This window comes from Serratia symbiotica (Periphyllus acericola) (assembly GCF_964019515.1).
GTDB classification, from domain to species: domain Bacteria; phylum Pseudomonadota; class Gammaproteobacteria; order Enterobacterales; family Enterobacteriaceae; genus Serratia; species Serratia symbiotica_D.
In genome coordinates this window covers 673,191-695,350 of sequence record NZ_OZ026452.1, presented here as the reverse complement: position 1 = coordinate 695,350, position 22,160 = coordinate 673,191, and the positions used below count along the sequence as shown (strand labels likewise).

General features: G+C 52.1%; 14 protein-coding genes, 1 other RNA gene and 9 pseudogenes. 17 read left to right on the top strand and 7 right to left on the bottom strand.

The window, feature by feature from the left end:
• Positions 1-98 precede the first annotated feature (98 nt).
• From metG to AACL06_RS03875, 3 genes and pseudogenes are all read left to right on the top strand, one after another.
• Positions 99-2,126 carry a methionine--tRNA ligase gene (metG, locus tag AACL06_RS03885; RefSeq protein ID WP_339037987.1) on the top strand — a complete coding sequence of 676 codons (2,028 nt, stop codon included), beginning with the start codon at positions 99-101 and terminating at the stop codon, positions 2,124-2,126.
• A gap of 197 nt (positions 2,127-2,323) precedes the next feature.
• Complete coding sequence (locus AACL06_RS03880; protein ID WP_339038272.1) at positions 2,324-2,731, top strand: CidA/LrgA family protein; 408 nt, start codon at positions 2,324-2,326, stop codon at positions 2,729-2,731.
• Positions 2,728-3,187, top strand: a pseudogene (locus AACL06_RS03875) (LrgB family protein); the annotation flags it as partial. The gene AACL06_RS03880 and the pseudogene AACL06_RS03875, both read left to right, overlap by 4 nt.
• 26 nt (positions 3,188-3,213) lie before the next feature.
• Here AACL06_RS03875 and AACL06_RS03870 read toward each other — a convergent pair.
• A pseudogene (locus AACL06_RS03870) lies at positions 3,214-3,803 on the bottom strand (IS5 family transposase); the annotation flags it as partial.
• A 16-nt stretch (positions 3,804-3,819) separates the two neighbouring features.
• Between AACL06_RS03870 and AACL06_RS03860 the strand changes: the two are divergent.
• Positions 3,820-4,852: pseudogene (locus AACL06_RS03860) on the top strand (RNA-guided endonuclease InsQ/TnpB family protein); the annotation flags it as partial.
• A 167-nt stretch (positions 4,853-5,019) separates the two neighbouring features.
• Here AACL06_RS03860 and rnpB read toward each other — a convergent pair.
• Positions 5,020-5,398, bottom strand: an RNA gene (rnpB, locus tag AACL06_RS03855) — RNase P RNA component class A.
• 41 nt (positions 5,399-5,439) lie between these two features.
• Positions 5,440-6,303 (bottom strand): 16S rRNA (cytidine(1402)-2'-O)-methyltransferase, encoded by an 864-nt coding sequence (gene rsmI / locus AACL06_RS03850; RefSeq protein ID WP_339037983.1) that lies wholly within the window; start codon positions 6,301-6,303, stop codon positions 5,440-5,442.
• Between the two features lie 62 nt (positions 6,304-6,365).
• Here rsmI and AACL06_RS03845 point away from each other — a divergent pair.
• From AACL06_RS03845 to dolP (AACL06_RS03820), 6 genes and pseudogenes are all read left to right on the top strand, one after another.
• Positions 6,366-7,997, top strand: a pseudogene (locus AACL06_RS03845) (penicillin-binding protein activator); the annotation flags it as partial.
• Positions 7,998-7,999: 2 nt separating this feature from the next.
• A pseudogene (locus AACL06_RS03840) lies at positions 8,000-8,324 on the top strand (YraN family protein).
• A gap of 69 nt (positions 8,325-8,393) precedes the next feature.
• On the top strand, positions 8,394-8,984 hold the full coding sequence (gene diaA / locus AACL06_RS03835) for a DnaA initiator-associating protein DiaA (RefSeq protein WP_339037981.1): 591 nt from the start codon (positions 8,394-8,396) through the stop codon (positions 8,982-8,984).
• 9 nt (positions 8,985-8,993) lie between these two features.
• Positions 8,994-9,569 carry a division/outer membrane stress-associated lipid-binding lipoprotein gene (dolP, locus tag AACL06_RS03830; RefSeq protein ID WP_339037979.1) on the top strand — a complete coding sequence of 192 codons (576 nt, stop codon included), beginning with the start codon at positions 8,994-8,996 and terminating at the stop codon, positions 9,567-9,569.
• A gap of 28 nt (positions 9,570-9,597) precedes the next feature.
• Positions 9,598-9,867 (top strand): annotated as a pseudogene (locus tag AACL06_RS03825) (phosphoheptose isomerase); the annotation flags it as partial.
• A 9-nt stretch (positions 9,868-9,876) separates the two neighbouring features.
• Positions 9,877-10,452 carry a division/outer membrane stress-associated lipid-binding lipoprotein gene (dolP, locus tag AACL06_RS03820; protein ID WP_339037979.1) on the top strand — a complete coding sequence of 192 codons (576 nt, stop codon included), beginning with the start codon at positions 9,877-9,879 and terminating at the stop codon, positions 10,450-10,452.
• Between the two features lie 732 nt (positions 10,453-11,184).
• Here the strand turns inward: dolP (AACL06_RS03820) and AACL06_RS03815 are convergent.
• Together AACL06_RS03815 and trmB are read right to left on the bottom strand one after the other, a co-directional pair.
• Positions 11,185-11,511 carry a YggL family protein gene (locus tag AACL06_RS03815; protein ID WP_339037976.1) on the bottom strand — a complete coding sequence of 109 codons (327 nt, stop codon included), beginning with the start codon at positions 11,509-11,511 and terminating at the stop codon, positions 11,185-11,187.
• Positions 11,511-12,230, bottom strand: a complete 720-nt coding sequence (gene trmB / locus AACL06_RS03810; RefSeq protein WP_339037974.1) for a tRNA (guanosine(46)-N7)-methyltransferase TrmB — start codon at positions 12,228-12,230, stop codon at positions 11,511-11,513. Before trmB ends, AACL06_RS03815 begins: the two co-directional genes overlap by 1 nt.
• A 177-nt stretch (positions 12,231-12,407) precedes the next feature.
• On the opposite strand from trmB, the gene mutY reads away from it, so the two are divergent.
• The 5 genes and pseudogenes from mutY to AACL06_RS03785 all read left to right on the top strand — a co-directional run bounded on the left by mutY (position 12,408) and on the right by AACL06_RS03785 (position 16,540).
• Positions 12,408-13,493 carry an A/G-specific adenine glycosylase gene (gene mutY, locus AACL06_RS03805; RefSeq protein WP_425336930.1) on the top strand — a complete coding sequence of 362 codons (1,086 nt, stop codon included), beginning with the start codon at positions 12,408-12,410 and terminating at the stop codon, positions 13,491-13,493.
• 1 nt (position 13,494) lies between these two features.
• Complete coding sequence (locus AACL06_RS03800; protein WP_339037972.1) at positions 13,495-13,767, top strand: oxidative damage protection protein; 273 nt, start codon at positions 13,495-13,497, stop codon at positions 13,765-13,767.
• A gap of 255 nt (positions 13,768-14,022) precedes the next feature.
• Complete coding sequence (mltC, locus tag AACL06_RS03795; protein WP_339037970.1) at positions 14,023-15,099, top strand: membrane-bound lytic murein transglycosylase MltC; 1,077 nt, start codon at positions 14,023-14,025, stop codon at positions 15,097-15,099.
• A gap of 51 nt (positions 15,100-15,150) precedes the next feature.
• A pseudogene (locus AACL06_RS03790) lies at positions 15,151-16,297 on the top strand (Na+/H+ antiporter); the annotation flags it as partial.
• A 9-nt stretch (positions 16,298-16,306) separates the two neighbouring features.
• Positions 16,307-16,540, top strand: coding sequence for a sugar ABC transporter substrate-binding protein (locus AACL06_RS03785; protein ID WP_339037968.1), 234 nt, complete (start codon positions 16,307-16,309; stop codon positions 16,538-16,540).
• 191 nt (positions 16,541-16,731) lie between these two features.
• Here the strand turns inward: AACL06_RS03785 and AACL06_RS03780 are convergent.
• Positions 16,732-17,256, bottom strand: a pseudogene (locus tag AACL06_RS03780) (SprT family zinc-dependent metalloprotease).
• A gap of 299 nt (positions 17,257-17,555) precedes the next feature.
• Here AACL06_RS03780 and fumA point away from each other — a divergent pair.
• Positions 17,556-19,202 carry a class I fumarate hydratase FumA gene (fumA, locus tag AACL06_RS03775; RefSeq protein ID WP_339037965.1) on the top strand — a complete coding sequence of 549 codons (1,647 nt, stop codon included), beginning with the start codon at positions 17,556-17,558 and terminating at the stop codon, positions 19,200-19,202.
• Between the two features lie 108 nt (positions 19,203-19,310).
• On the opposite strand, the gene AACL06_RS03770 is transcribed toward fumA, so the two are convergent.
• Positions 19,311-20,663, bottom strand: coding sequence for an amino acid permease (locus AACL06_RS03770; RefSeq protein WP_339038270.1), 1,353 nt, complete (start codon positions 20,661-20,663; stop codon positions 19,311-19,313).
• 607 nt (positions 20,664-21,270) lie between these two features.
• Here AACL06_RS03770 and pdhR point away from each other — a divergent pair.
• Positions 21,271-22,057, top strand: a pseudogene (pdhR, locus tag AACL06_RS03765) (pyruvate dehydrogenase complex transcriptional repressor PdhR).
• Positions 22,058-22,160 lie beyond the last annotated feature (103 nt).

Sequence of the window (22,160 nt, the reverse complement as noted above, 5' to 3'; positions counted from 1 at the left end):
CTGGCGCACATAACTTGCAAGAAACCACCCTAGCCGCAAAGAGCCTAATCGGTTAACATCGAAGGCCCTTTTTATTTAACAGAAAGCAAGTTCTCACTATGGCTCAAGTCGCGAAAAAATTATTGGTGACGTGCGCGCTACCTTACTCAAATGGTTCCATCCATCTTGGCCACATGCTCGAGCACACCCAGGCAGATATCTGGGTTCGTTACCAACGAATGCGCGGCCACGAGGTTTATTTCATCTGTGCAGACGATGCGCACGGCACGCCAATCATGCTGAAAGCACAGCAATTGAGCATTAAGCCGGAAGCAATGATCGCGGAAATGAGCCAAGAACACCAACAGGATTTCGCCGGTTTTAACATCAGCTATGACAACTATCATTCAACCCATAGTAATGAAAACCGTAAGCTGTCGAACCTGATTTACACTCGCCTGAAGGAAAACGGCTTCATCAAGAAGCGCACCATCTCCCAGTTGTACGATCCAGAGAAAGGCATGTTCCTACCTGACCGTTTCGTGAAAGGCAACTGCCCAACATGCAAAGCAGCGGATCAATACGGCGATAACTGCGAAGTGTGCAGCGCAACCTATAGCCCGACCGAACTGCTCGCGCCAAAATCTGTGGTTTCCGGTGCTACGCCAGTGATGCGTGATTCCGAGCATTTCTTCTTCGACTTGCCTGGGTTCAGCGCAATGCTAAAAGAATGGACCCGTTCTGGTGCACTGCAAGAGCAGGTGGCGAACAAAATGCAGGAGTGGTTCGAGTCTGGTCTACAGCAGTGGGACATCTCCCGTGATGCGCCTTACTTCGGCTTCGAAATCCCAGATGCACCGGGCAAATATTTCTACGTCTGGCTGGACGCGCCTATCGGTTACATGGGGTCTTTCAAAAATTTGTGCGACAAGCGCAGTGATGTGGATTTCGACGAGTTCTGGTGTAAAGACGCCAGCACCGAGCTGTATCACTTTATCGGCAAAGACATCGTTTATTTCCATAGCCTGTTCTGGCCAGCGATGCTGGAAGGTAGCCACTTTCGCAAACCAACCAACCTCTTCGTGCACGGCTACGTGACCGTGGACGGTGCCAAAATGTCTAAATCACGCGGTACCTTTATTAAAGCTGGGACTTATCTACAGCATCTGGATGCTGACTGCCTGCGTTATTATTACGCCGCTAAGCTGTCTTCGCGCATCGACGATATCGACCTGAACCTGGAAGATTTCGTACAGCGTGTGAATACCGATATCGTCAACAAGGTGGTCAACCTGGCGTCCCGCAACGCCGGCTTTATCAGCAAGCGTTTTGGCGGTCAACTGGCCGATAAACTTGCCGATCCGGCGCTCTATCACACCTTCGTCGATGCGGCAGAGCATATTGGTGACGCCTACGCCAGCCGCGAATTCAGCCGTTCGATCCGCGAAATCATGGCGCTGGCCGATCTGGCCAACCGCTATGTGGATACGCAAGCGCCGTGGGTAGTGGCGAAGGAAGCAGGCCGCGATACCGACCTACAAGCCATCTGCTCGATGGGCATCAACCTGTTCCGCGTGCTGATGACCTATCTGAAGCCGGTGCTGCCAATGTTGGCTACGCGCAGCGAAGCCTTCCTCAACACCGAACTGCGCTGGGATACGTTTCAGCAGCCGCTGCTGGGACATCAGATCAACGTGTTCAGCACCTTGTTTAAGCGTATCGATCTCGACCAGGTAAACTACATGGTCAACGCCTCGAAAGAAGATATGACCGTTGTCCAACCGGTGGGCACCCCGTTAGCTGATAATCCGATTCAGAGTACCATCACCTTTGATGATTTCGCCAAGTTGGATATGCGCATCGCGCTGATCACCCGCGCCGAGTTTGTCGCAGGCTCTGACAAACTGCTGAAACTGCAACTGGATCTAGGGGGCGAATCACGCCAGATCTTCTCCGGCATCCGTGCTACCTATCCAGACCCGCAAGCACTGGAAGGCCGTTTAACCATCATGGTCGCCAACATGGCACCCTGCAAAATGCGCTTTGGCATCTCCGAAGGCATGGTGATAGCGGCGGGTTCACGGGGGAAAGAAATCTTCCTGCTCAGCCCAGACAGCGGCGCCCAACCTGGCATGCCGGTTAAATAACTGTGCTATTGCCTGTTGCAAGGGCCAAGCATGCTTGGCCTTTTCGTCCACCGGGGTTAGCCCTCGGTCACATGTGATGCTGCCGTTCATTACCCGCTACCCTAGCGAGCGCATAGCGAGAATTCATGGTGTGGGCGGTGGCATTACTCCTAGGCTTAATTGTATGATAAATATGTTAATTAAACAGGCAATGGAGTATAACCAAGGTGTTTAAGCTCTGCTGGAAATACCTAAGGGCAATCGCCCTTATCTACTTCTGTCTGTTCACCGGTGATGCCTTGGCGGCACTGCTGCCCATCGCCATTCCCAGCAGCATCATCGGCATGTTGCTGCTGTTCACCCTGCTCTCCCTACAAATCCTACCAACAAAATGGGTCAACCCCAGCTGCCAGTTGCTGATCCGCTACATGGTGCTGCTGTTCGTGCCGATCGGCGTAGGCATCATGCAATATTACTCCCAGATCATCGCTAACCTCGGCCCACTGGTCATTTCCTGCCTGGTCAGCACGCTGCTAGTGCTGGTTGTGGTCGGTTACAGCGCCCATTATTTCCAGCGCCAACGCCGAATTGTCAGTAAGCCAGACGAGACGGAGGAAGGGAAATGATCCATGAAATCTGGTGGTCACTGCCATTGACGCTGGCGGTCTATTTTGCCTCCCGCAGGCTGGCACAGCGGCTTCACACGCCGCTGGGTTTCCATAGCGGTGATTATTCCGCTTCTGCTACTGGCCGACATCCTACCCACGCTATTTTCAGGGCAGTAAAATTCTCAATGATTTGCTGCAACCGGCGGTAGTGAAACTGGCCTTCCCACTGTATTAGCAGCTGCACCAGATCCGCGCCCGCTGGAAGTCAATCATCGCGGTATGCTTTATCGGTAGTATGACCGCGATGATCAGCGGTGTCGTCATTGCACTGTGGCTGGGCGCTACAACAGAAATCACTGCTTCAGTGATACCGAAATCGGTTACCACCCCTATCGCCATGGCAGTGGCGCAATCGCTTGGCGCATTCCGGCAATCAGCGCGGTCTGCGTGATGTTCGCCGGTGTTCTCGGTGCCTCATCATGACACACTCGCGTATCCTAAGCCCGATCCGCCGAGGCGACTTTGATTTTACGGTACCTCTGGCGGATGAGACCTGAGAAGGCTGCGGTATCGGTGACATTGCTCAAGGAAAGGTCAGCACAGATGACCTCATGTGTTTCTGTATCTACGGCCAAATGCAGTTTTCGCCAGATCCGCCGTTTTTCCTGACCGTGTTTTTTTTACCTTCCACTCCCCTTCACCCAACACGTTGAGCCCGCTAGAGTCGATAACGAGGTGCGCAATTTCACCCGGCGTTACGGTTTTAAACGGGACATGGCCGGACTTCGCCCGCTTACTGATGCAGGTGTCGTCCGGGCAGTTCAACGGCACTTTGATCAGTGTGACAATGGAGTCGACAAAGCCCTGGAGGGCGCGAAGTGTCAGGCCGAAAATCCGTTTCAGCATCAATACGCTGGTGATTGCCATATCGGAATAATGTGGTGGGCGACCACGCAGAGAAAGTTTTGCCTCCATCGCAGTACCAGGCGTGAAGTGCCGTTTCATCCCCCCAGCAAGTGAGTGAACCCCGAGTGGTAAGGGCGTGGTTGTAAGCCTTCCAGTTGCTGATGTTGAACTTTTGCTGGGCCACGGAATATCGCTATTTTGACAGAAGGAGAGTGATCGGATCCTCGTCCTGGCCAAAAGTTCGATTTATTCAACAACGCCAATCCGATCCTGAAACACAATGGCTTAAAGAATCTCCATTGCAGACGTTGCAGCAGTCACTGAAAGATTTAGAGCGCGGCTACAATAATTTCTTCCAGAAGCGTGCAGCATTCCCCCGTTTAAAAAAACGCGTGCAGAATGGTGCATTGCGCTACCCACAAGGTGTGAAGCTCAATCAAGCCAATAGTCGTATATCGTTGCCAAAGTTGGGATGGATACGCTACCGCAACAGCCGCGAAATTATAGGTGAAGTGAAAAATGTCACCATCAGCCAGTCATGCAGCAAATGGTACGTCAGCATCCAGACAGCATACGAAGTTACTGAACCCGTTCATAACTCAGCGTCAATGGTCGGAGTGGATGCCGGAGTCACCAAACTCGCTACGCTTTCAGATGGCACGGTATACCCGCCCGTCAACAGCTTCAAAACAAGCCAGCACAAGCTGGCAATACTTCAGCGTCAGTTAAGCAGAAAGGTAAAATTCAGCGCCAACTGGCAGAAACATAAGCGAAAAATCCAGCATCTACACTCGCACATTGCCAATATTCGGCGCGACTACCTTCATAAAATCACCAGTGAAATCTGCAAAAACCACGCAATGATCGTCATTGAAGACTTGAAGGTCAGTAACATGTCAAAGTCGGCAACAGGCACGGCAGAGCAGCACGGGCGAAACGTCAGAGCTAGATCAGGCTTAAACCGCTCGATACTGGTCAGGGATGGTATGAAATGCGTCGTCAACTTGAGTACAAGCAGCTCTGGCGAAGAGCACAGGTACTAGCAGTATCTGCGGCATATACCAGCCAGCGGGGTGCATGCTGCGGTCATACAGCGAAAGAAAACCGCCTGTCGCAAAGTAAATTTGTGTGTCAGATATGTGGATACACCACGAACGCCAATGGAGGGATAGTGCAGTCAGACCCCGCCCGTTAAAGCAGGAACCCACCCAGGTGAGTCAGCTTTCGGTCTGAACGCTGTAGGAATCCCCGTCCTTTAGGCCGGAGAGGATGTCAGGAAGCACCAGCCAGGATAGTTGAGCTTGTAAAAAATGAAGTTAGCATCGTGCTCTGGCTGAAAATTTCAGCGTACAACAACCAAAATCCTTGCGTAACATATTGTTAATCGGGGATTTTTTTATTGTGGGAGTTGACCGATAAGCCGGGTTCTGTCGTGGACAGTCATTCCTCTAGGCCAGCAATCGCTCACTGGCTCAAGCAGCCTACCCGGATTCAGTACGGGCCGTACCATGTGAATCCCTATTTGGCCTTGCTCCGGGTGGAGTTTACCGTGCCACGAAATGTTGCCAGCCGCGCGGTGCGCTCTTACCGCACCCTTTCACCCTTACCTGATCCCGCTTGCGCGAGCCATCGGCGGTTTGCTCTCTGTTGCACTAGTCGTAGGCTTGCACCTCCCAGGGGTTACCTGGCACCCTGCCCTATGGAGCCCGGACTTTCCTCCCCTTCACCTGTCTCCCCCGAAGAGGACGGCAATGAAGCGGCGACTGTCTGGTCAACTCCGGCGCGGATGGTAGCGCCGCGTTGGCGATAGGTCAACTGCTTTACGATCCTTGTTGCTCTAACGCGTGCTTGTACAGCGCATTTTTCTTCACGCCGTGGATTTCTGCCACCAGCGCTGCCGCCTTTTTCAGCGGCAATTCTTTCTGCAAAAGCGCCAGCGTGCGCAGCGCATCAAGCGGTATAACATCCTCTTGCGCCTTGTGGCCTTCGACGATTAATACCATTTCGCCACGACGGCGCATTTCGTCTTCCTGTACCCAGGCCAGCACTTCACCGACTGGTGCACCATAGATTGACTCCCAGGTTTTGGTCAGTTCGCGTGCCAACACCACATAGCGCTGTGGCCCCCAAAAGATGACCATGTCCTGCAAACTTTCTACCAGGCGATGGGTAGATTCATAGAAAATCAGCGTGCGTGGTTCCTCTGCCAGCGCCATCAGCGTATCCTTACGCCCCTTGGTTTTCGCTGGCAGGAAACCTTCATAACAAAAACGGTCTGAGGCGACGCCAGCAGCACACAGGGCGGTAGTTGCTGCGCAGGCTCCCGGCAACGGCACCACGCGGATACCGGCTTCGCGGCAACGGCGTAGAAAGTGATAACCAGGGTCGTTGATAAGCGGTGTGCCAGCATCAGAGACTAGCGCTATACTCTGACCTGCCTGCAACTTTACCAGCAGTTGTTCGGCTTTTTGCTGTTCGTTATGATCATGCAGTGCAAACAACCGTGCGCTAATCGCAAAATGTTGTAACAGCAAGCCGGTATGGCGTGTGTCTTCTGCGGCAATCAGATCAACCTTTTTCAGTACTTCTAGCGCACGGTAGGTTATATCGCCTAAGTTGCCGATAGGCGTGGGTACCACATACAGCGTTGATGTAGAAATGACGGATTGTTGCTGCTGATTCATTGTTTCATCCGGGTTGCCGATTTAATATTGTGCATCTTGAAAAAAATACCACTGGATACCGTATGCTTTCCTCAACATTTGTTGCTACCAAAGCAGGGCATTCCAAGCCTGTCCGACTTACCGCAGTCATCGCAGCACTCCTTTTGCTGGCGGGTTGTGCAAGTCCGGTACCGCAAACGCCGCCCGTTAATATACAAGACGAGGCCAACGCCAACGCTGATTACTATCTACTGCAACTTCAACAAAGCAGTGATGATAACAAGGCTGACTGGCAATTACTTGCTATTCGCGCGTTGTTGCGTGAGGGGAAATTGCCCCAGGCCAGTGATCAGTGGGAACAACTGCCCAAAAACCTCAGCAGCGTGCAATTGGCGGAACGACAACTTCTGACCGCTGAACTAGAGGTAGCCAGCAAAAGAAACATCAGAGCTCGTAGCACTCAGGATCATCTGGATAGCGGTTCGCTGTCGGCTAATCAGCAGATGCGCTACTATCAGGCGCAAATTGGCGCCAATCAGGGTACCTCTTCTCTGCCTCTGATCCGCGCCTATGTTGCGCAAGAACCGCTGCTGATCGGCCAGGCACACCAAAACAATCTCGATCAGACCTGGCAAACATTGCTGCAATTGACGCCGCAGAACGTCAATTGCCTGGTGATCAACGCCAACGAGAACGTGCTGCAAGGATGGCTAGATCTGCTGCGTATCTATCAGGATAACCGGCAAGATCCAGACCTGCTCCGGGCGGGCATCAAAGACTGGCAAAACCGCTACCCGCATAATCCGGCGGCGAAAAAATTGCCGACCCCGTTGAATCCGGTGTTGAACTTCACCCAAGCCTCCACCTCAAGCATCGCTTTGTTGCTGTCGCTGAGCGGCCAAGCTCAGATGTTCGCCGACGCCATCTTGCAGGGTTTTGAAGCCGCGAAGAACGGCGTCTCCGCACCTGCGCCGACACCGCAAGCACTGCAAACCACTAACCCTGACCAATCAGCCGTCATCTCCGCAGATCTCAACGCAAGCGGTGCGGTCAGTACTTCGCCTCAGCCAGCAGATCAGTCGGTGCCTTCTATAGCGTCAATCAACCCATCGCAGGCTACCAATAATGTGCAAGTTAAGGTGTATGACACCACTAGCCAGCCGTTGGCAGCGTTGCTGAACCAGGCGCAGCAGGATGGTGCTACACTGGTGGTCGGCCCGTTGCTGAAAGAAAACGTCGATCAGCTTTCTGGCAGCCATACTACGCTGAACGTACTGGCACTCAATCACCCGGAAAAGCCGAATGATGATCCAAACATTTGTTACTTTGCGCTGTCGCCGGAGGATGAAGCGCGCGATGCCGCCCGCCATATCTGGGATCAGCAGCAACGCCAACCGCTGCTTTTGGTGCCGCGCGCTTCCTTCGGCGATCGTATCGCCAAAGCCTTTAATCAAGAGTGGCAAAAGCTGGGTGGCCAAATGGTATTACAGCAAGGTATTGGCTCTGCCGATGAACTGCGTAAGGCGGTAAACAACGGCGGCCTTCGCTTGACTGGCATGCCGATTCCCTCTGTTACTACGCTACCCAATGTGACTATCGCCAGCGAGACACCTCGCGTGTCATCGAGCGATGAGCCAAGGGGATCCGGTGGTGGCATTATTGATGCAGTTTATATCGTCGCCACCCCGGCCCAGTTGACGTTAATCAAACCGATCTCATGAATCAACGTGCTACGGGGGCGGCCTATGAGCTGTTTGCTCGGCGTCATCTGGAACGCGCTGGTCTCACTTTTTGCGCGTCCAACGTTTCGCTGCGCGGCGGCGAACTCGACCTTATCATGCGTGATGGTCAAACCTGGGTGTTCGTCGAAGTGCGTTACCGCCGCAATGATATCTTTGGCGGTGTGGCCGCCAGTGTTACCTACCGTAAACAGCAGCGGGTGGCGGGTGCTGCACGCCGCCGCCGTCTGGCTGACGGGGCGCGGAGCTAGCTTTGACACATCATCTTGCCGTTTTGATGTTATGGCCATTACCGGTAGCTAGTTAGCCTGGATACCCAACGCCTTCAATGCGGATTAATCGGGTTTTACCCTTTGACTGAGTGGATTAAACGTGCTGGATAAAATTAAAGCCTGTTTTACCGAAAGCATCCAAACCCAGATCGCAGGAGCGGAGGCTATGCCAGACGCCATCTCCCGCGCGGCGATGACACTGGTTCAATCTTTACTCAACGGTAACAAGATCCTGTGCTGTGGCAATGGCACCTCGGCGGCCAACGCGCAGCACTTTGCCGCTAGCATGATCAATCGTTTTGAAACCGAACGCCCCAGCTTGCCAGCCATCGCCCTTAACGCCGATAACGTGGTGCTGACTGCTATCAGCAACGATAGACTGCACAACGAAGTCTACGCCAAGCAGGTGCGCGCACTTGGGCACACCGGCGACATTTTGCTGGCGATTTCCACCCGTGGTAACGGCCGTGATATTGTGAAAGCGGTTGAGGCAGCGGTCACGCGGGATATGAAGATTGTTGCGCTTACCGGCCACGACGGCGGGGAACTGGCTGGTTTGCTTGGCCCACAGGATGTTGAGATCCGTATTCCATCGCACCGTAGTGCACGCATTCAGGAAATGCATATGTTGACCGTAAACTGCCTTTGCGAACTGATAGATAGTATATTGTTTCCCCACCAGGACGATTAAGGAACGAGAATGAAGCTAAAAGCCCCATTTGCAGTACTGTGCAGCGCACTGTTATTACAAGGCTGTATCGCTGGTGTGGTGATCGGCAGCGCAGCTATCGTCACTAAAACTGCCACTGATCCGCGCAGCATTGGCACCCAAGTGGACGATGGCACCTTGGAAGCCCGGATTGAAAACGCGCTGAGTAAAGATCCGCAGTTGAAGAAGGGTGCCCGGGTAGTCGCTACCGCTTATCATGGCGAAGTGTTGTTGACGGGGCAATTGCCGAACAGCGATATGACCCGCCGTGCCAAACAGATCGCCATGGGGATTGAAGGTGCTAGCGAAGTGTATAACGAGATCCGTCAGGGCAAGCCGGTCAGCCTGAGCACGGCTTCTTCTGATACCTGGATCACCACCAAAGTACGCTCGCAACTGCTCACCAGCGATACGGTTAATTCTACCAACGTGAAGGTCATTACCGAGAATGGTGAAGTGTTCCTGTTGGGTCTGGTCACGCGACAAGAAGGTCAGGCGGCGGCGCAAATTGCCAGCCAGATCAGCGGCGTGAAACATGTCATTAATGCCTTTAGCTACGTAAAATAACCGCCGATCCGCTGCCATTCCCGGCCTGCATACTTTCATATTTTTGCTGGCGATTTCCACCCGTGGTAACGGCCGTGATATTGTGAAAGCGGTTGAGGCAGCGGTCACGCGGGATATGAAGATTGTTGCGCTTACCGGCCACGACGGCGGGGAACTGGCTGGTTTGCTTGGCCCACAGGATGTTGAGATCCGTATTCCATCGCACCGTAGTGCACGCATTCAGGAAATGCATATGTTGACCGTAAACTGCCTTTGCGAACTGATAGATAGTATATTGTTTCCCCACCAGGACGATTAAGGAACGAGAATGAAGCTAAAAGCCCCATTTGCAGTACTGTGCAGCGCACTGTTATTACAAGGCTGTATCGCTGGTGTGGTGATCGGCAGCGCAGCTATCGTCACTAAAACTGCCACTGATCCGCGCAGCATTGGCACCCAAGTGGACGATGGCACCTTGGAAGCCCGGATTGAAAACGCGCTGAGTAAAGATCCGCAGTTGAAGAAGGGTGCCCGGGTAGTCGCTACCGCTTATCATGGCGAAGTGTTGTTGACGGGGCAATTGCCGAACAGCGATATGACCCGCCGTGCCAAACAGATCGCCATGGGGATTGAAGGTGCTAGCGAAGTGTATAACGAGATCCGTCAGGGCAAGCCGGTCAGCCTGAGCACGGCTTCTTCTGATACCTGGATCACCACCAAAGTACGCTCGCAACTGCTCACCAGCGATACGGTTAATTCTACCAACGTGAAGGTCATTACCGAGAATGGTGAAGTGTTCCTGTTGGGTCTGGTCACGCGACAAGAAGGTCAGGCGGCGGCGCAAATTGCCAGCCAGATCAGCGGCGTGAAACATGTCATTAATGCCTTTAGCTACGTAAAATAACCGCCGATCCGCTGCCATTCCCGGCCTGCATACTGTTCATATTGATGTAAGCCTCTTTAACGCTGCCAGTGGTCACTGCCCTGATTGGCGCGTATTCTAACGTCGCCCTAAGGCTTCCCTATCACTAGCGCCCGCCCAGGATGCACCATGTATAGCTTCACGTCTCCCGTGTATGCCAGGTTTATAGGATCAACACGGGAGCCATTCCCCAGTGCTCACCCTCCTAACGGACTCCCTGTACGCTGCGGTTGCTGCAAACTGGCTGCAATAATGTACGCCTACTGGGATAAGATCCAAGATATACATCTCATGAGTGACAAATATTTCATCGTCGGACTGGAATAATTAAACCTTTAAATAGGGGCAGTGTGTGCATCTATCAATCAGTCAGTGAGATAAACGCTGGTTCGGTTCACTCCAGCATGGTGTTTCCCAAAGTGAAGGTCACGGGTGCTAGGAGGGGGCGTTGGGGCAGTGCCTCCGGCAGACAGTGCGCGTGCCCAAGGGTAAACGGCCAATAGCCCAATGTGTGGCAAAGCCAGCTATATCAAAGCCGTCCTTAATGTTAGGCCAAGTGTGGTGGCAGTCCAGATAGCAAGGCCAGCGGCTGGTGATGACATGCAAGAAGGGCTACGGCAAAATCACGCCGCCCAGCTGCGGATCGTTTAACCGATCCTTACGCGATCAGCATTGACCCGCCAGACAGCTTAAACCTTAACTGCGTGAAAAGTCTCAGTCCCACCAGATGTCGAGTAAATCGCTGACCTTAACATCGATCATTTTGCGCGCGTCCAGCCAGTTTTTTACCTGTTTGCGGTGCTCATTGGTGCAGTGGCCGATCCGTTGCAGGCAGATAAGACCTTCCCATTTCAGGTAGCCACTGCCGTCAAACGCCAGACCGTTTAGTTCGATCGCTTCGTCGATAAACGCGTCCAGCGTATTATCGATGTCCTCAACGGCAGTGCCTTCGGTGAAGCGCCATGCTACCGAAAAACCCATTTCCTGAAACTCTTCTATGTGTAACTTCTTGCGTAAACGACGACTGCGTTTCTTAGCCATTATTTTCTCCTCTCAAACATCAAATCCCAGACGCCATGTCCCAGGCGTTGGCCACGTAATTCAAATTTTGTCAGCGGACGCGTATCCGGGCGCGTCAGGTAATCATTATCACTGGAAAGATTACGGTAGCCTGTGACTCCGTTCATCACTTCTAAAATATGTTCTGCATAAGTTTGCCAGTCAGTCGCCATATGGAAGACGCCACCCATTTTCAGTTTGCGCAGCACCAGCTTAACAAAGGGGGACTGGACGATCCGGCGTTTATTGTGGCGCGCTTTGTGCCACGGATCGGGGAAGAACAACTGCACCATGTCCAACGAACTTTCCGGGATCATATTCTGCATCACCTCAACCGCGTCGTGACACATCACACGCAGGTTGCTCAGTTTGACCGCGTGGGCATCCGCCAGGCAAGCACCTACACCCGGCAAATGCACTTCTATCCCCAAAAAGTTCTGTTGCGGGTTGTTGCCTGCCATGGTTACTAGCGAAGCGCCCATGCCAAAGCCGATCTCGAGTACCGTTGGCGCGTTTCGGCCAAACAATGCGGCGATCTCGACGGGTTCAGCCTGATACTCTACGCCCATTACCGGCCAATAGTTGTCCAATGCCTGCTGCTGGCCTTTGGTCAACCGCCCTTGGCGGCGGACAAAACTACGGATACGGCGCATCTTGCGGCCATTTTGATCAAATTCCGGGGAGATGACGTCATTAATCATAGTGTTTTCTGTCTATTTGGCTGCCAATTAGGAAAAGGCGCATTATGCAAAGATACCTTGCTTTAGCAAGTATTCATCTTAATGCTTGCCTTACGGTGTTGGAAAGTTCCGGTTTACAGCATCCTGACTCTATGTTGCAATCTTGATTCATTTTTTTGCCGGATATCGAATCTGCTCATGATGCAAGCACAACAGTTCTCATCGGTGGTGCTTAGCTGGTACCAACGCTATGGTCGCAAAACCCTGCCATGGCAGCTTGATAAAACCGCCTATCAGGTATGGCTCTCTGAGGTGATGTTGCAGCAGACTCAGGTTGCCACCGTCATTCCTTATTTTCAGCGGTTTATGGCACGTTTTCCCAATGTGCGCGCGCTGGCTGAGGCTCCGCTGGACGAAGTGCTGCATATATGGACTGGCCTGGGATACTATGCCCGCGCGCGCAATTTGCACAAAGCGGCGCAGGCTATTGTCGTGCAGCATAGCGGCGAATTCCCGACTACCTATGCAGACATTGCCGCTTTGCCCGGCATTGGCCGTTCCACTGCGGGTGCCGTATTGTCGTTGGCGCTCGGCCAGCACTATCCGATCCTTGATGGCAATGTGAAGCGCGTGTTGGCTCGCTGCTATGCGGTGGAGGGATGGCCCGGCACAAAAACGGTCGAGAACCGGCTGTGGACGATCAGCGAAGAGGTTACCCCAGCTCAGGATGTCGGCCAGTTCAACCAGGCGATGATGGATCTGGGGGCCATGGTGTGTACCCGCACCAAACCCAAGTGCGAGCTTTGCCCACTCAACGTTGGTTGCATCGCCTATACTAATCACAACTGGGCAAAATACCCCGGCAAGAAGCCAAAGCAAACCCTACCGGAAAAAACCGCCTACTTTTTATTGCTGCAACACGGCGAAAGCGTGTTGTTGGAACAGCGCCCAGCGGTTGGGCTATGGGGCGGTTTGTTCTGCTTCCCGCAGTTCAGCGAACGGGATGGTTTGGCCTTCTGGCTGCAACAACGCGGTGTGAAAAGCAACCGCATGGAAAAGCTAAGTGCATTTCGCCATATATTTAGTCACTTTTATCTTGATATCGTGCCGATGTGGCTGGAAATTAGCGCGGTGGGTGGCGGCATGGATGAGGGAGCAGGTCTCTGGTATAACTTAGCACAGCCGCCATCGATCGGGCTGGCAGCACCGGTTGATCGCCTGTTGCAACTGTTGGAAAAGCAGTCTCCAAGACTACAAAATTTATCGCCATTGATGAGGAATTAGCATGAGCCGCACCATTTTTTGTACCTTCCTACAGTGCGATGCCGAAGGGCAGGATTTTCAGCTTTATCCGGGGGATGTCGGCAAGCGTATCTTTGACGAAATATCCAAAGAAGCATGGGGAGAATGGATGAAGAAGCAAACTATGCTGATCAATGAGAAAAAACTGAACATGATGAAACTTGATGACCGCAAACTGCTGGAGCAAGAGATGATCAAATTCCTGTTTGAAGGGCACGATGTGCACATCGAAGGCTATACACCACCCAGCGAATAATATTGTTGTGGCCATGCTTTACTTTTATATACCCGTGATACATCAAGTTGCCTGTACGTGAGCTATCCTCTCTCACCCCAGTCACTGACGGGTGTTAGCGCCTGGGAATTAATGAAACTCATTCCTGAGGTTTAGCCTATGGCCCAGCGCATGCGCTGTTCAAATCGCTTCCCGACCGATTTGTCGCTGCGTTGTTGCTTTCCTGCAACTCGAATTATTTAGGGTATAATTTTTAGCTTATACGGCGTTAATAAAATGAAAAAAACGTTAGCTTTGCTGGTGATAGCGCTGTTGCTGATCGCCTGTTCCGGCAAAAAAAGTGATCAAATCAATCAAGCCTGGATCAAAGACACCAACGGTTTCGATATACTGATCGGCCAATTTGCCCACAATATCGAGAATATTTGGGGCATGAACGAGGTTCTGATCGCCGGGCCGAAAGATTATGTCAAATACACCGAGCAGTATCAGACCCGCAGCCATATCAACTTTAATTCTGGTACTATTACCATTGAAACCATCGCTACAAACGATCCGGCTGCATATTTGCGTCAGGCGATCATCAGCACCTTGATGATGGGGGACGATCCTGGTTCTATCGATCTCTATTCCGATGTCAACGATATTCAGATGAGCCAAGAACCGTTCCTCTATGGTCAAGTTCTGGATAACAAAGGATCGCCCATCCGCTGGGAATGGCGAGCAGCACACTTTGCCGATGATCTGCTGCAAACTAAACTACAAAAACGCACCTCTGGCTTGCATGTGATCTACGCGATCACCATCCAACTGGTGTCAAATCACCTGGACAAACGAGCGCACAAATACTTGCCGATGGTACGCAAGGCATCGGAGAAGTACGGTGTAGAGTCGTCGCTGATCCTGGCGATCATGCAGATAGAATCGAGCTTTAACCCGTATGCGGTGAGCGGCTCAGACGCGTTGGGCCTGATGCAGGTGGTGCAGCATACCGCTGGCAAAGATGTGTTCCAAATGCAGGGTAAATGGGGCAAACCGAGCCGCAGCTACCTGTTCGATCCAGAAAACAACATTGATACCGGTACCGCTTATCTGGCACTATTGCAGAACAACTATCTGGGCGGTATTCAGAACCCGGCCTCTCATCGCTATGCGGTGATCACCGCTTATAACGGCGGCGCAGGCAGTGTGCTGCGGGTATTTTCCAGCACCAGAAGCCGTGCGGTTAGCATTATCAACGGCATGCAACCCGCCGAGGTGTATCAGATGCTGGCTACCCAGCATCCAGCCGCCGAGTCACGCCGTTATTTGGTGAAGGTGAAAAAGGCGCAGAAAAGCTACTGGCACCGTTGATAATCCCAGCAGGAATGCCCCCACTAGCGTTGCGCACAGCGTTATTTCGGGCTGCATGTCGATTTTGACCCCGAACTTTTTATGGTGCTGTTTATCCCGCCGCTGCTGTTTGCCGATTGCCTGAAAATGCCGATGCGTGAATTTTTGCACTATGGGCGCGAAATGCTTGGTTTGGCGTTGGTGTTGATATTAATTACTGTCGTCGGCGTCGGCTACCTGATTTATGTCATGGTACCAGGCATTCCGTTGGTGGCTGCCTTTGCGCTAGCTGCAGTGCTGTCGCCAACCGGTGCCGTGACGTTATCCGGTATTGTTGGTAAAGGGCCTATTCATAAACCCATCATGGGTGTGCTCGAAAGCGAAGCATTGATGAACGATGCTTCCGGCCTGGTGTAGCTAAAATTTGCCATCGCGGTGGCCATGGGCACCATGGTGTTCACCGTCGGCGGCGCTACCCCTGAGTTCTTCAAGGTGGCGATCGGTGGTTTACTGGTTGGTGTGGCAGTCACCTGGACTTACAGCAAATCCCTACGCTTAATAAGTCGCTGGAGCGGCGATGATCCGGCTACACAGATTGTCTTCCTGCTATTGCTACTGCTTGCCCCTTATCTTCTGATCGCCGAGAATATTGGCGGCTCAGGCATTCTGACCGCGGTAGCTGCAGGGATGACCATAAGCCAGTTTGGTGTGATCCGCAATGCGCCTGCGTGCTAACAGCGTCTGGGCGATTCTGGAATTTGTGTTCAACGGTATGGTGTTCATCATGTTGGGCCTGCAACTCCCTGTTATTTTGGAAACCTCGCTCATGCAGGATGAGCTAGATCCAACCATTCAGACCTGGTATCTGTTCGCCGATGTGGCATCCATTTACGCTGCGCTGCTAGTGCTGCATTTTACCTGGCTGTGGCTGATGAAAAACGCCAGCAAAGGCTTTATGAAAAAGCGTCCGCTGCAATTTGGCAATTACAGCATGCGCGAGTTATGGGTTGCGTCATTCGCCGGGGTCGGTGGGGCGATTACTTTGGCCGGTGTGCTATCTATACCATTATTGCTGAGTGATGGCAGCGCCTTCCAGGCACGTTATCAACTGATATTTATTGCTACCGGGGTGATCCTGCTGTCGCTGATTGTTGGCGTGTTGGTGCTACCGCTGTTGCTACGTGGTGTGCAGGTGGCAGATAAGAGTGCTAGCAAGAGCTAAGAACGCATGGCCATTGTCATGGCAGCGGAGGTGGCGGTGGAGAGCGTCAACGAGGTGTACCGCGAAGCGGATGGATATCGGGCCATTTCCCGTCGCTGCAAGCGCAAGAAAAACCTGGTCGATCATAAAACGCAATTCACCTTGCCGGACAAGACGGTGTTACGTACGCAGGCATATCCACCGACCCGACAAGGTAAAATTTTCCTGAATTACGACTTTGGGAGTGACGACAATATATAACGTTTTTAAAATGATATCGAGCGCGGAAACTGTGATCGTACTGCGAGATAGCATGGGGTTGCCCCAGACGCAACTGGGCAGCCTGATGGGGCTGGAGTCTTCCCCACGCCCGTGGTGGTTTTTCAAATATCCTTCAGGTTGCTTGAGGACTGATTCACTACAGTTATCCGCTTTACATATTCATCGCTCTATTAAAGACTTTCATTAGCGATAAATTCCAGCTTTTCGCCGTACTGGCCGCAGCGGTATTCACTTTCACCGCGCAGTACGCGGTTGTGGCGGCGCACGGTGAGCTGATGCTGCTGGCAACGGCAGTTGGTAGAGTTGGTAGGGGAAAGTTTTGCGTTGCACTGAGGCGATCTCAAACTGGTGGGTGCGTCTGGCGGGTACTTGCAGCACGCTTTCCATCATCCAGCGCCATTCTCGGCCATGGTGTGCTACGCGGCCAAACTGGCAGAACGCCAACAGGTGTGCGCCAGCTCATGGGGTATCACTTCGTCGATAAACGGTTGCTGGTTTTCCATCAATAGCACCGGATTCAGGCGGATTTACCAAGCCAGCAGCGAGGGAGTACCCGTACTAATGCCACGTTGCTAGTAAACGATTTTCGGCTCTGGAAATTCGGCGGAAAAATGCTGCCGAGCCAGTTGCAACTTTTCTCGCAGGCAACGCATCACCGCCTGTTGTAGCTTCATGGGAATTCTTGCTTTGTTCATTATAGGTAGCTTAAGCCTAGGCGTGGTTGCTGACAATAAGCCGATCGACGCTGATTGATTGTAATCAATGTGTTAACTGCGGGATAATAAAGCGTACATGAGGAGCCAGTACCAGAAGTTCTCACTGGATAAAGTTGCCACGGTTCCCTTTACACAAAAACGGTTATTTTGTGATTTGGCGCAATAATTAGCTGCTTAAAAATACGTAAGGTGGGGGCATTTTTTTGACTGATTGCTGCACCTGAGTAGTGCAGCTTCCGTGTAAATTTAATGCAATTGAGCATGCAAGTGAGAGATCAATGTCGAATAAACCGTTCTATTATCAAGATCCGTTCCCGCTGAAGAAAGACGATACCGAATACTACCTGCTGAGCCGCGATCACGTCACCGTGAGCGAATTTGAAGGCCAGGAAATGCTGAAAGTCGCCCCGGAAGCGCTGATCCTCCTCGCCCAACATGCATTCCATGACGCCTCATTTATGCTGCGCACTGCGCATCAGCAACAGGTGGCCGACATCCTGCGAGATCCAGATGCCAGCGAAAACGACAGATACGTTGCGCTGCAATTCCTGCGTAACTCAGAGATCGCCGCAAAGGGGATTTTGCCGACCTGCCAGGACACAGGTACGGCGATTATCCTTGGCAAGAAAGGCCAGCGTGTCTGGACTTGCGGCGGTGATGAGGCGGCGCTGTCGCGCGGGGTGTACAACACCTATATCGAAGATAATCTGCGCTATTCGCAAAACGCTGCGCTGGACATGTACAAAGAGGTAAATACTGGCAGCAATCTGCCAGCGCAGATCGATCTCTATACTGTGGATGGCGAGGAATATAAATTCCTGTGCATCACTAAAGGCGGCGGTTCAGCCAACAAGACCTACCTGTATCAGGAAACCAAAGCGCTGTTGTCTCCGGGCAAACTGAAGGATTATCTGGTCGATAAAATGCGTACTTTAGGCACCGCCGCTTGCCCGCCGTACCATGTGGCGTTTGTTATCGGCGGCACTTCGGCCGAAGCAACGCTGAAGACGGTCAAACTGGCCTCTACCAAGTATTACGATGGCTTGCCTACTGAAGGCAATGAGTACGGCCAGGCGTTCCGTGATATGGCGCTGGAGGCAGAACTGCTGAAAGAAGCGCAGAATTTGGGGCTGGGCGCGCAGTTTGGCGGCAAATACTTCGCTCACGACATTTGTGTAGTGCGCTTGCCACGCCATGGCGCGTCCTGCCCGGTTGGCATGGGGGTATCCTGTTCTGCTGACCGTAATATTAAGGGCAAGATCAACCGTGATGGCATCTGGCTGGAAAAACTGGAGCATAACCCAGGCAAGTTTATTCCGCAGGCACTACGTCACGCAGGGGAAGCCGAAGCGATCAAGATCGACCTTAATCTCCCGATGGCCGAGATCCTAAAACAGCTCGCGCAGTATCCGGTTGCCACCCGTCTATCGCTGAGCGGTACCATCATCGTGGCCCGCGATATCGCGCACGCCAAGCTGAAAGAACGCTTGGATCGCGGTGAAGGTCTGCCGCAGTACGTCAAGGATAATCCGATCTACTACGCTGGCCCTGCGAAAACACCGGACGGCTACGCATCCGGTTCGCTTGGCCCGACCACCGCAGGGCGCATGGATCCCTATGTCGATCTGTTGCAATCACATGGCGGTAGCATGATCATGCTGGCGAAGGGCAACCGCAGCCAGCAGGTGACCGATGCCTGCCATAAGCACGGCGGGTTCTATCTTGGTAGCATCGGTGGCCCTGCGGCGGTGCTGGCGCAGCGGAGTATTAAGAGCTTGGAGTGTGTGGAGTATCCTGAACTGGGGATGGAGGCAATCTGGAAAATTGTAGTAGAAGACTTCCCGGCGTTCATTTTGGTAGATGACAAAGGCAATGACTTTTTCCAGAAGATCCAAGCGGGCCAGTGTTCCAACTGCTTGAAATAACCCACCCAAAAACCTGAGCAAAGGTATGTATGCCCCTAAAAGCGGAAAAATGCCCGCATTTGCGGGTCATTTGTGGTATTTAGGGGGAAAACCTTCAGCGGCTGGAGGTCATTGGCTACGCTGCTTGATGGCGTAGCCGACCGCCAGAACTGCTATCCACAGCGGGATCAGTAACACCGAGATGCGAATGCCTGGCGTCAGGTACATGATCACCAAGATACCGGCCATAAATAGCAGGCACAGATAGTTGCTGAATGGATACCAGATAGCTTTGAACTTCGTTTCGACGCTTTCACGGTTTTTAGCAGCGCGGAATTTCAGGTGCGCCAGGCTGATCATCGCCCAGTTGATCACCAGCGCCGAGATTACCAGCGCCATCAGCAGTTCGAAGGCTCGCCCAGGGATCAGATAATTGATCAGCACACAAAATGCGGTGGCGATGGCGGAAACGCCGATGGCGACCACCGGCACGCCACGGCTATCCACCTTCATCAGGCTTTTCAGCCCGTTGCCTTGTTGTGCTAGGCAGAACAGCATACGGCTGTTGCAGTAAACGCAACTGTTATATACCGACAGCGCAGCAGTCAGCACCACGATATTTAGCACGGATGCAACCAGATTGCTGTCCAACGCCTGAAAGATCAACACAAAAGGGCTGCCGCTTTCAGCCACCTTGCTCCACGGGTGGAGCGAAAGCAGAACCACCAGTGAGCCTATATAAAAGATCAAGATACGGTAGATAACCTGGTGGGTGGCTTTGGGAATGCTCTTTTGCGGGTTGTCAGCTTCTGCTGCGGTGATGCCCACCAGTTCGAGGCCGCCGAATGAAAACATTATCACCGCCATCGCCATCACTAGCCCCATGCTACCATTTGGCAAGAAACCGCCTTGTGCCCATAGGTTGGTGACGGTGGCTTCTGGGCCACCCATGCCGCTGAACAGCAGATAGGCACCGAATGCGATCATACCGATTATCGCCGCCACTTTGATGATGGCAAACCAGAACTCCACCTCGCCGTAGACTTTTACATTGGCCATGTTAATGGCGTTGATCACCATAAAGAACACGGCGGCGGAAACCCAGGTGGGGATCTCCGGCCACCAGTAATGCACATAGATGCCGACTGCTGTTAGTTCTGCCATTGCCACCAGCACGTATAGCACCAAGTAGTTCCAGCCTGAGACGAAGCCAGCAAGATTGCCCCAGTATTTGTACGCGAAATGGCTGAAGGAGCCAGCTACTGGCTCTTCCACGATCATTTCACCGAGTTGACGCATGATCAGAAACGCGATGAAACCGCCAATGGCATAGCCGAGAATGACCGAAGGGCCAGCCATTTTTATTGTTTGAGCGATACCGAGGAATAGCCCAGTACCTACTGCGCTTCCGAGGGCAATAAGCTGAATATGGCGGTTTTTCAGGCCGCGTTTTAGTTGGTCGCCATGTTGTTGACCATTCATCAATTAAATCTCTTGTTATGGCAGAATGATTTACATAATGTAAATTAATGGTTATGATATTTGTTTTTTTTATTGGCGATATGGCAATTAATTCAACGTAGCCGCTACTGGTCAGCAAAGAATAATGCTAAGTGCGGCAGTTTGCACCTGTTTTGTGATGACAATGGTTAATATTTCAGCAAGATAGGCAACAAAATGTGGGTTGTGTGACGTCAGGGGATAGACGAAATAACTTTGGCAATGTCCCATTATTGTTCGTGAACGCCGCGATGATCAACGGCGGGACATCACTTGGATAAGCGCTTTTGATTGCGTCTAAAGGACAGTAAACAGCCTAACTTATCGCCGTTGGTGCAATAGTCATGCATTAAAACTGGGGTAATAAGGCTGTAACCTTCCTCATATAACGTTAACGCGTAAATGGTATTACCAGCACAGTGTTACCGCTTTGCGCTGGGCTTTGCAGTAAAAAATGTGTGATAACCTGATTTTAATCAAGGCTTAGCTTATATGGACAGGGGATGAATACTTTGTTACTTTTACGGCCACGTATTTGAAATTAGTATTACCAATTGACTCCGCGCTATTCGCAAAGAAGAATTTACCCATGGCCTACAGTAAAATCCGTCAACCTAAGTTGTCAGACGTTATTGAACAGCGGCTCGAATACTTGATCTTGGAGGGAACATTGCATCCCGGCGAGAAGCTGCCTCCAGAGCGTGAGCTGGCGAAACAATTTGGTGTTTCCCGCCCTTCATTGAGAGAGGCTATCCAATGTCTGGAAGCTAAAGGGCTGCTCTTGCGTCGGCAAGGTGGCGGCACCTTTGTGCAAACTAATCTGTGGCAGAGCTTTAGCAATCCGCTGGCTGAATTGCTGGCCGACCATCCTGAATCGCAATTCGATCTGTTGGAAACGCGCCACGCGCTAGAAGGTACTGCCGCCTATTACGCTGCGCTGCGCGGTACTGATGAAGATCTGGCGCGTATCTGCGATTGCCACATTGTGATTCAACAAACTCAGAAAAGCGGTGATCTCGATGCTGAAGCTGGTGCCGTTATGAAGTATCAAATCGTCGTGACTGAAGCTGCCCATAATATTTGTGTTGTTGCACTTGCTGAGCTGTATGAGGCCGATGCTGGAACAGAATCTGCATAAAAACTTTGAATTGCTCTACTCGCGCAGTGAGATGTTGGCAACAGTGAGCAGCCAGCGCGCCGGGATTTTTGAGGCGATTGTGGCACGCGAACCAGAAAAGGCGCGTGAAGCTTCGCACTGTTACTTGGCGTTTATAGAAGAAGTTTTGCTGGATCTCAGCCGGGAGAATACCCGACGCGAGAGATCACTACGGCTTCTCCAGCAACGCAAGGATTCAGAACTATTCTCTTCAGGGTAAGCTACGCGGAGAGTTAGTTGGAAGTATTGCTGCAATCAAATGATGGCCCAGTCTTCCGGTGTTTTGTCATAAAACACCGGAAGACTGGCTCCAAATAAACCAT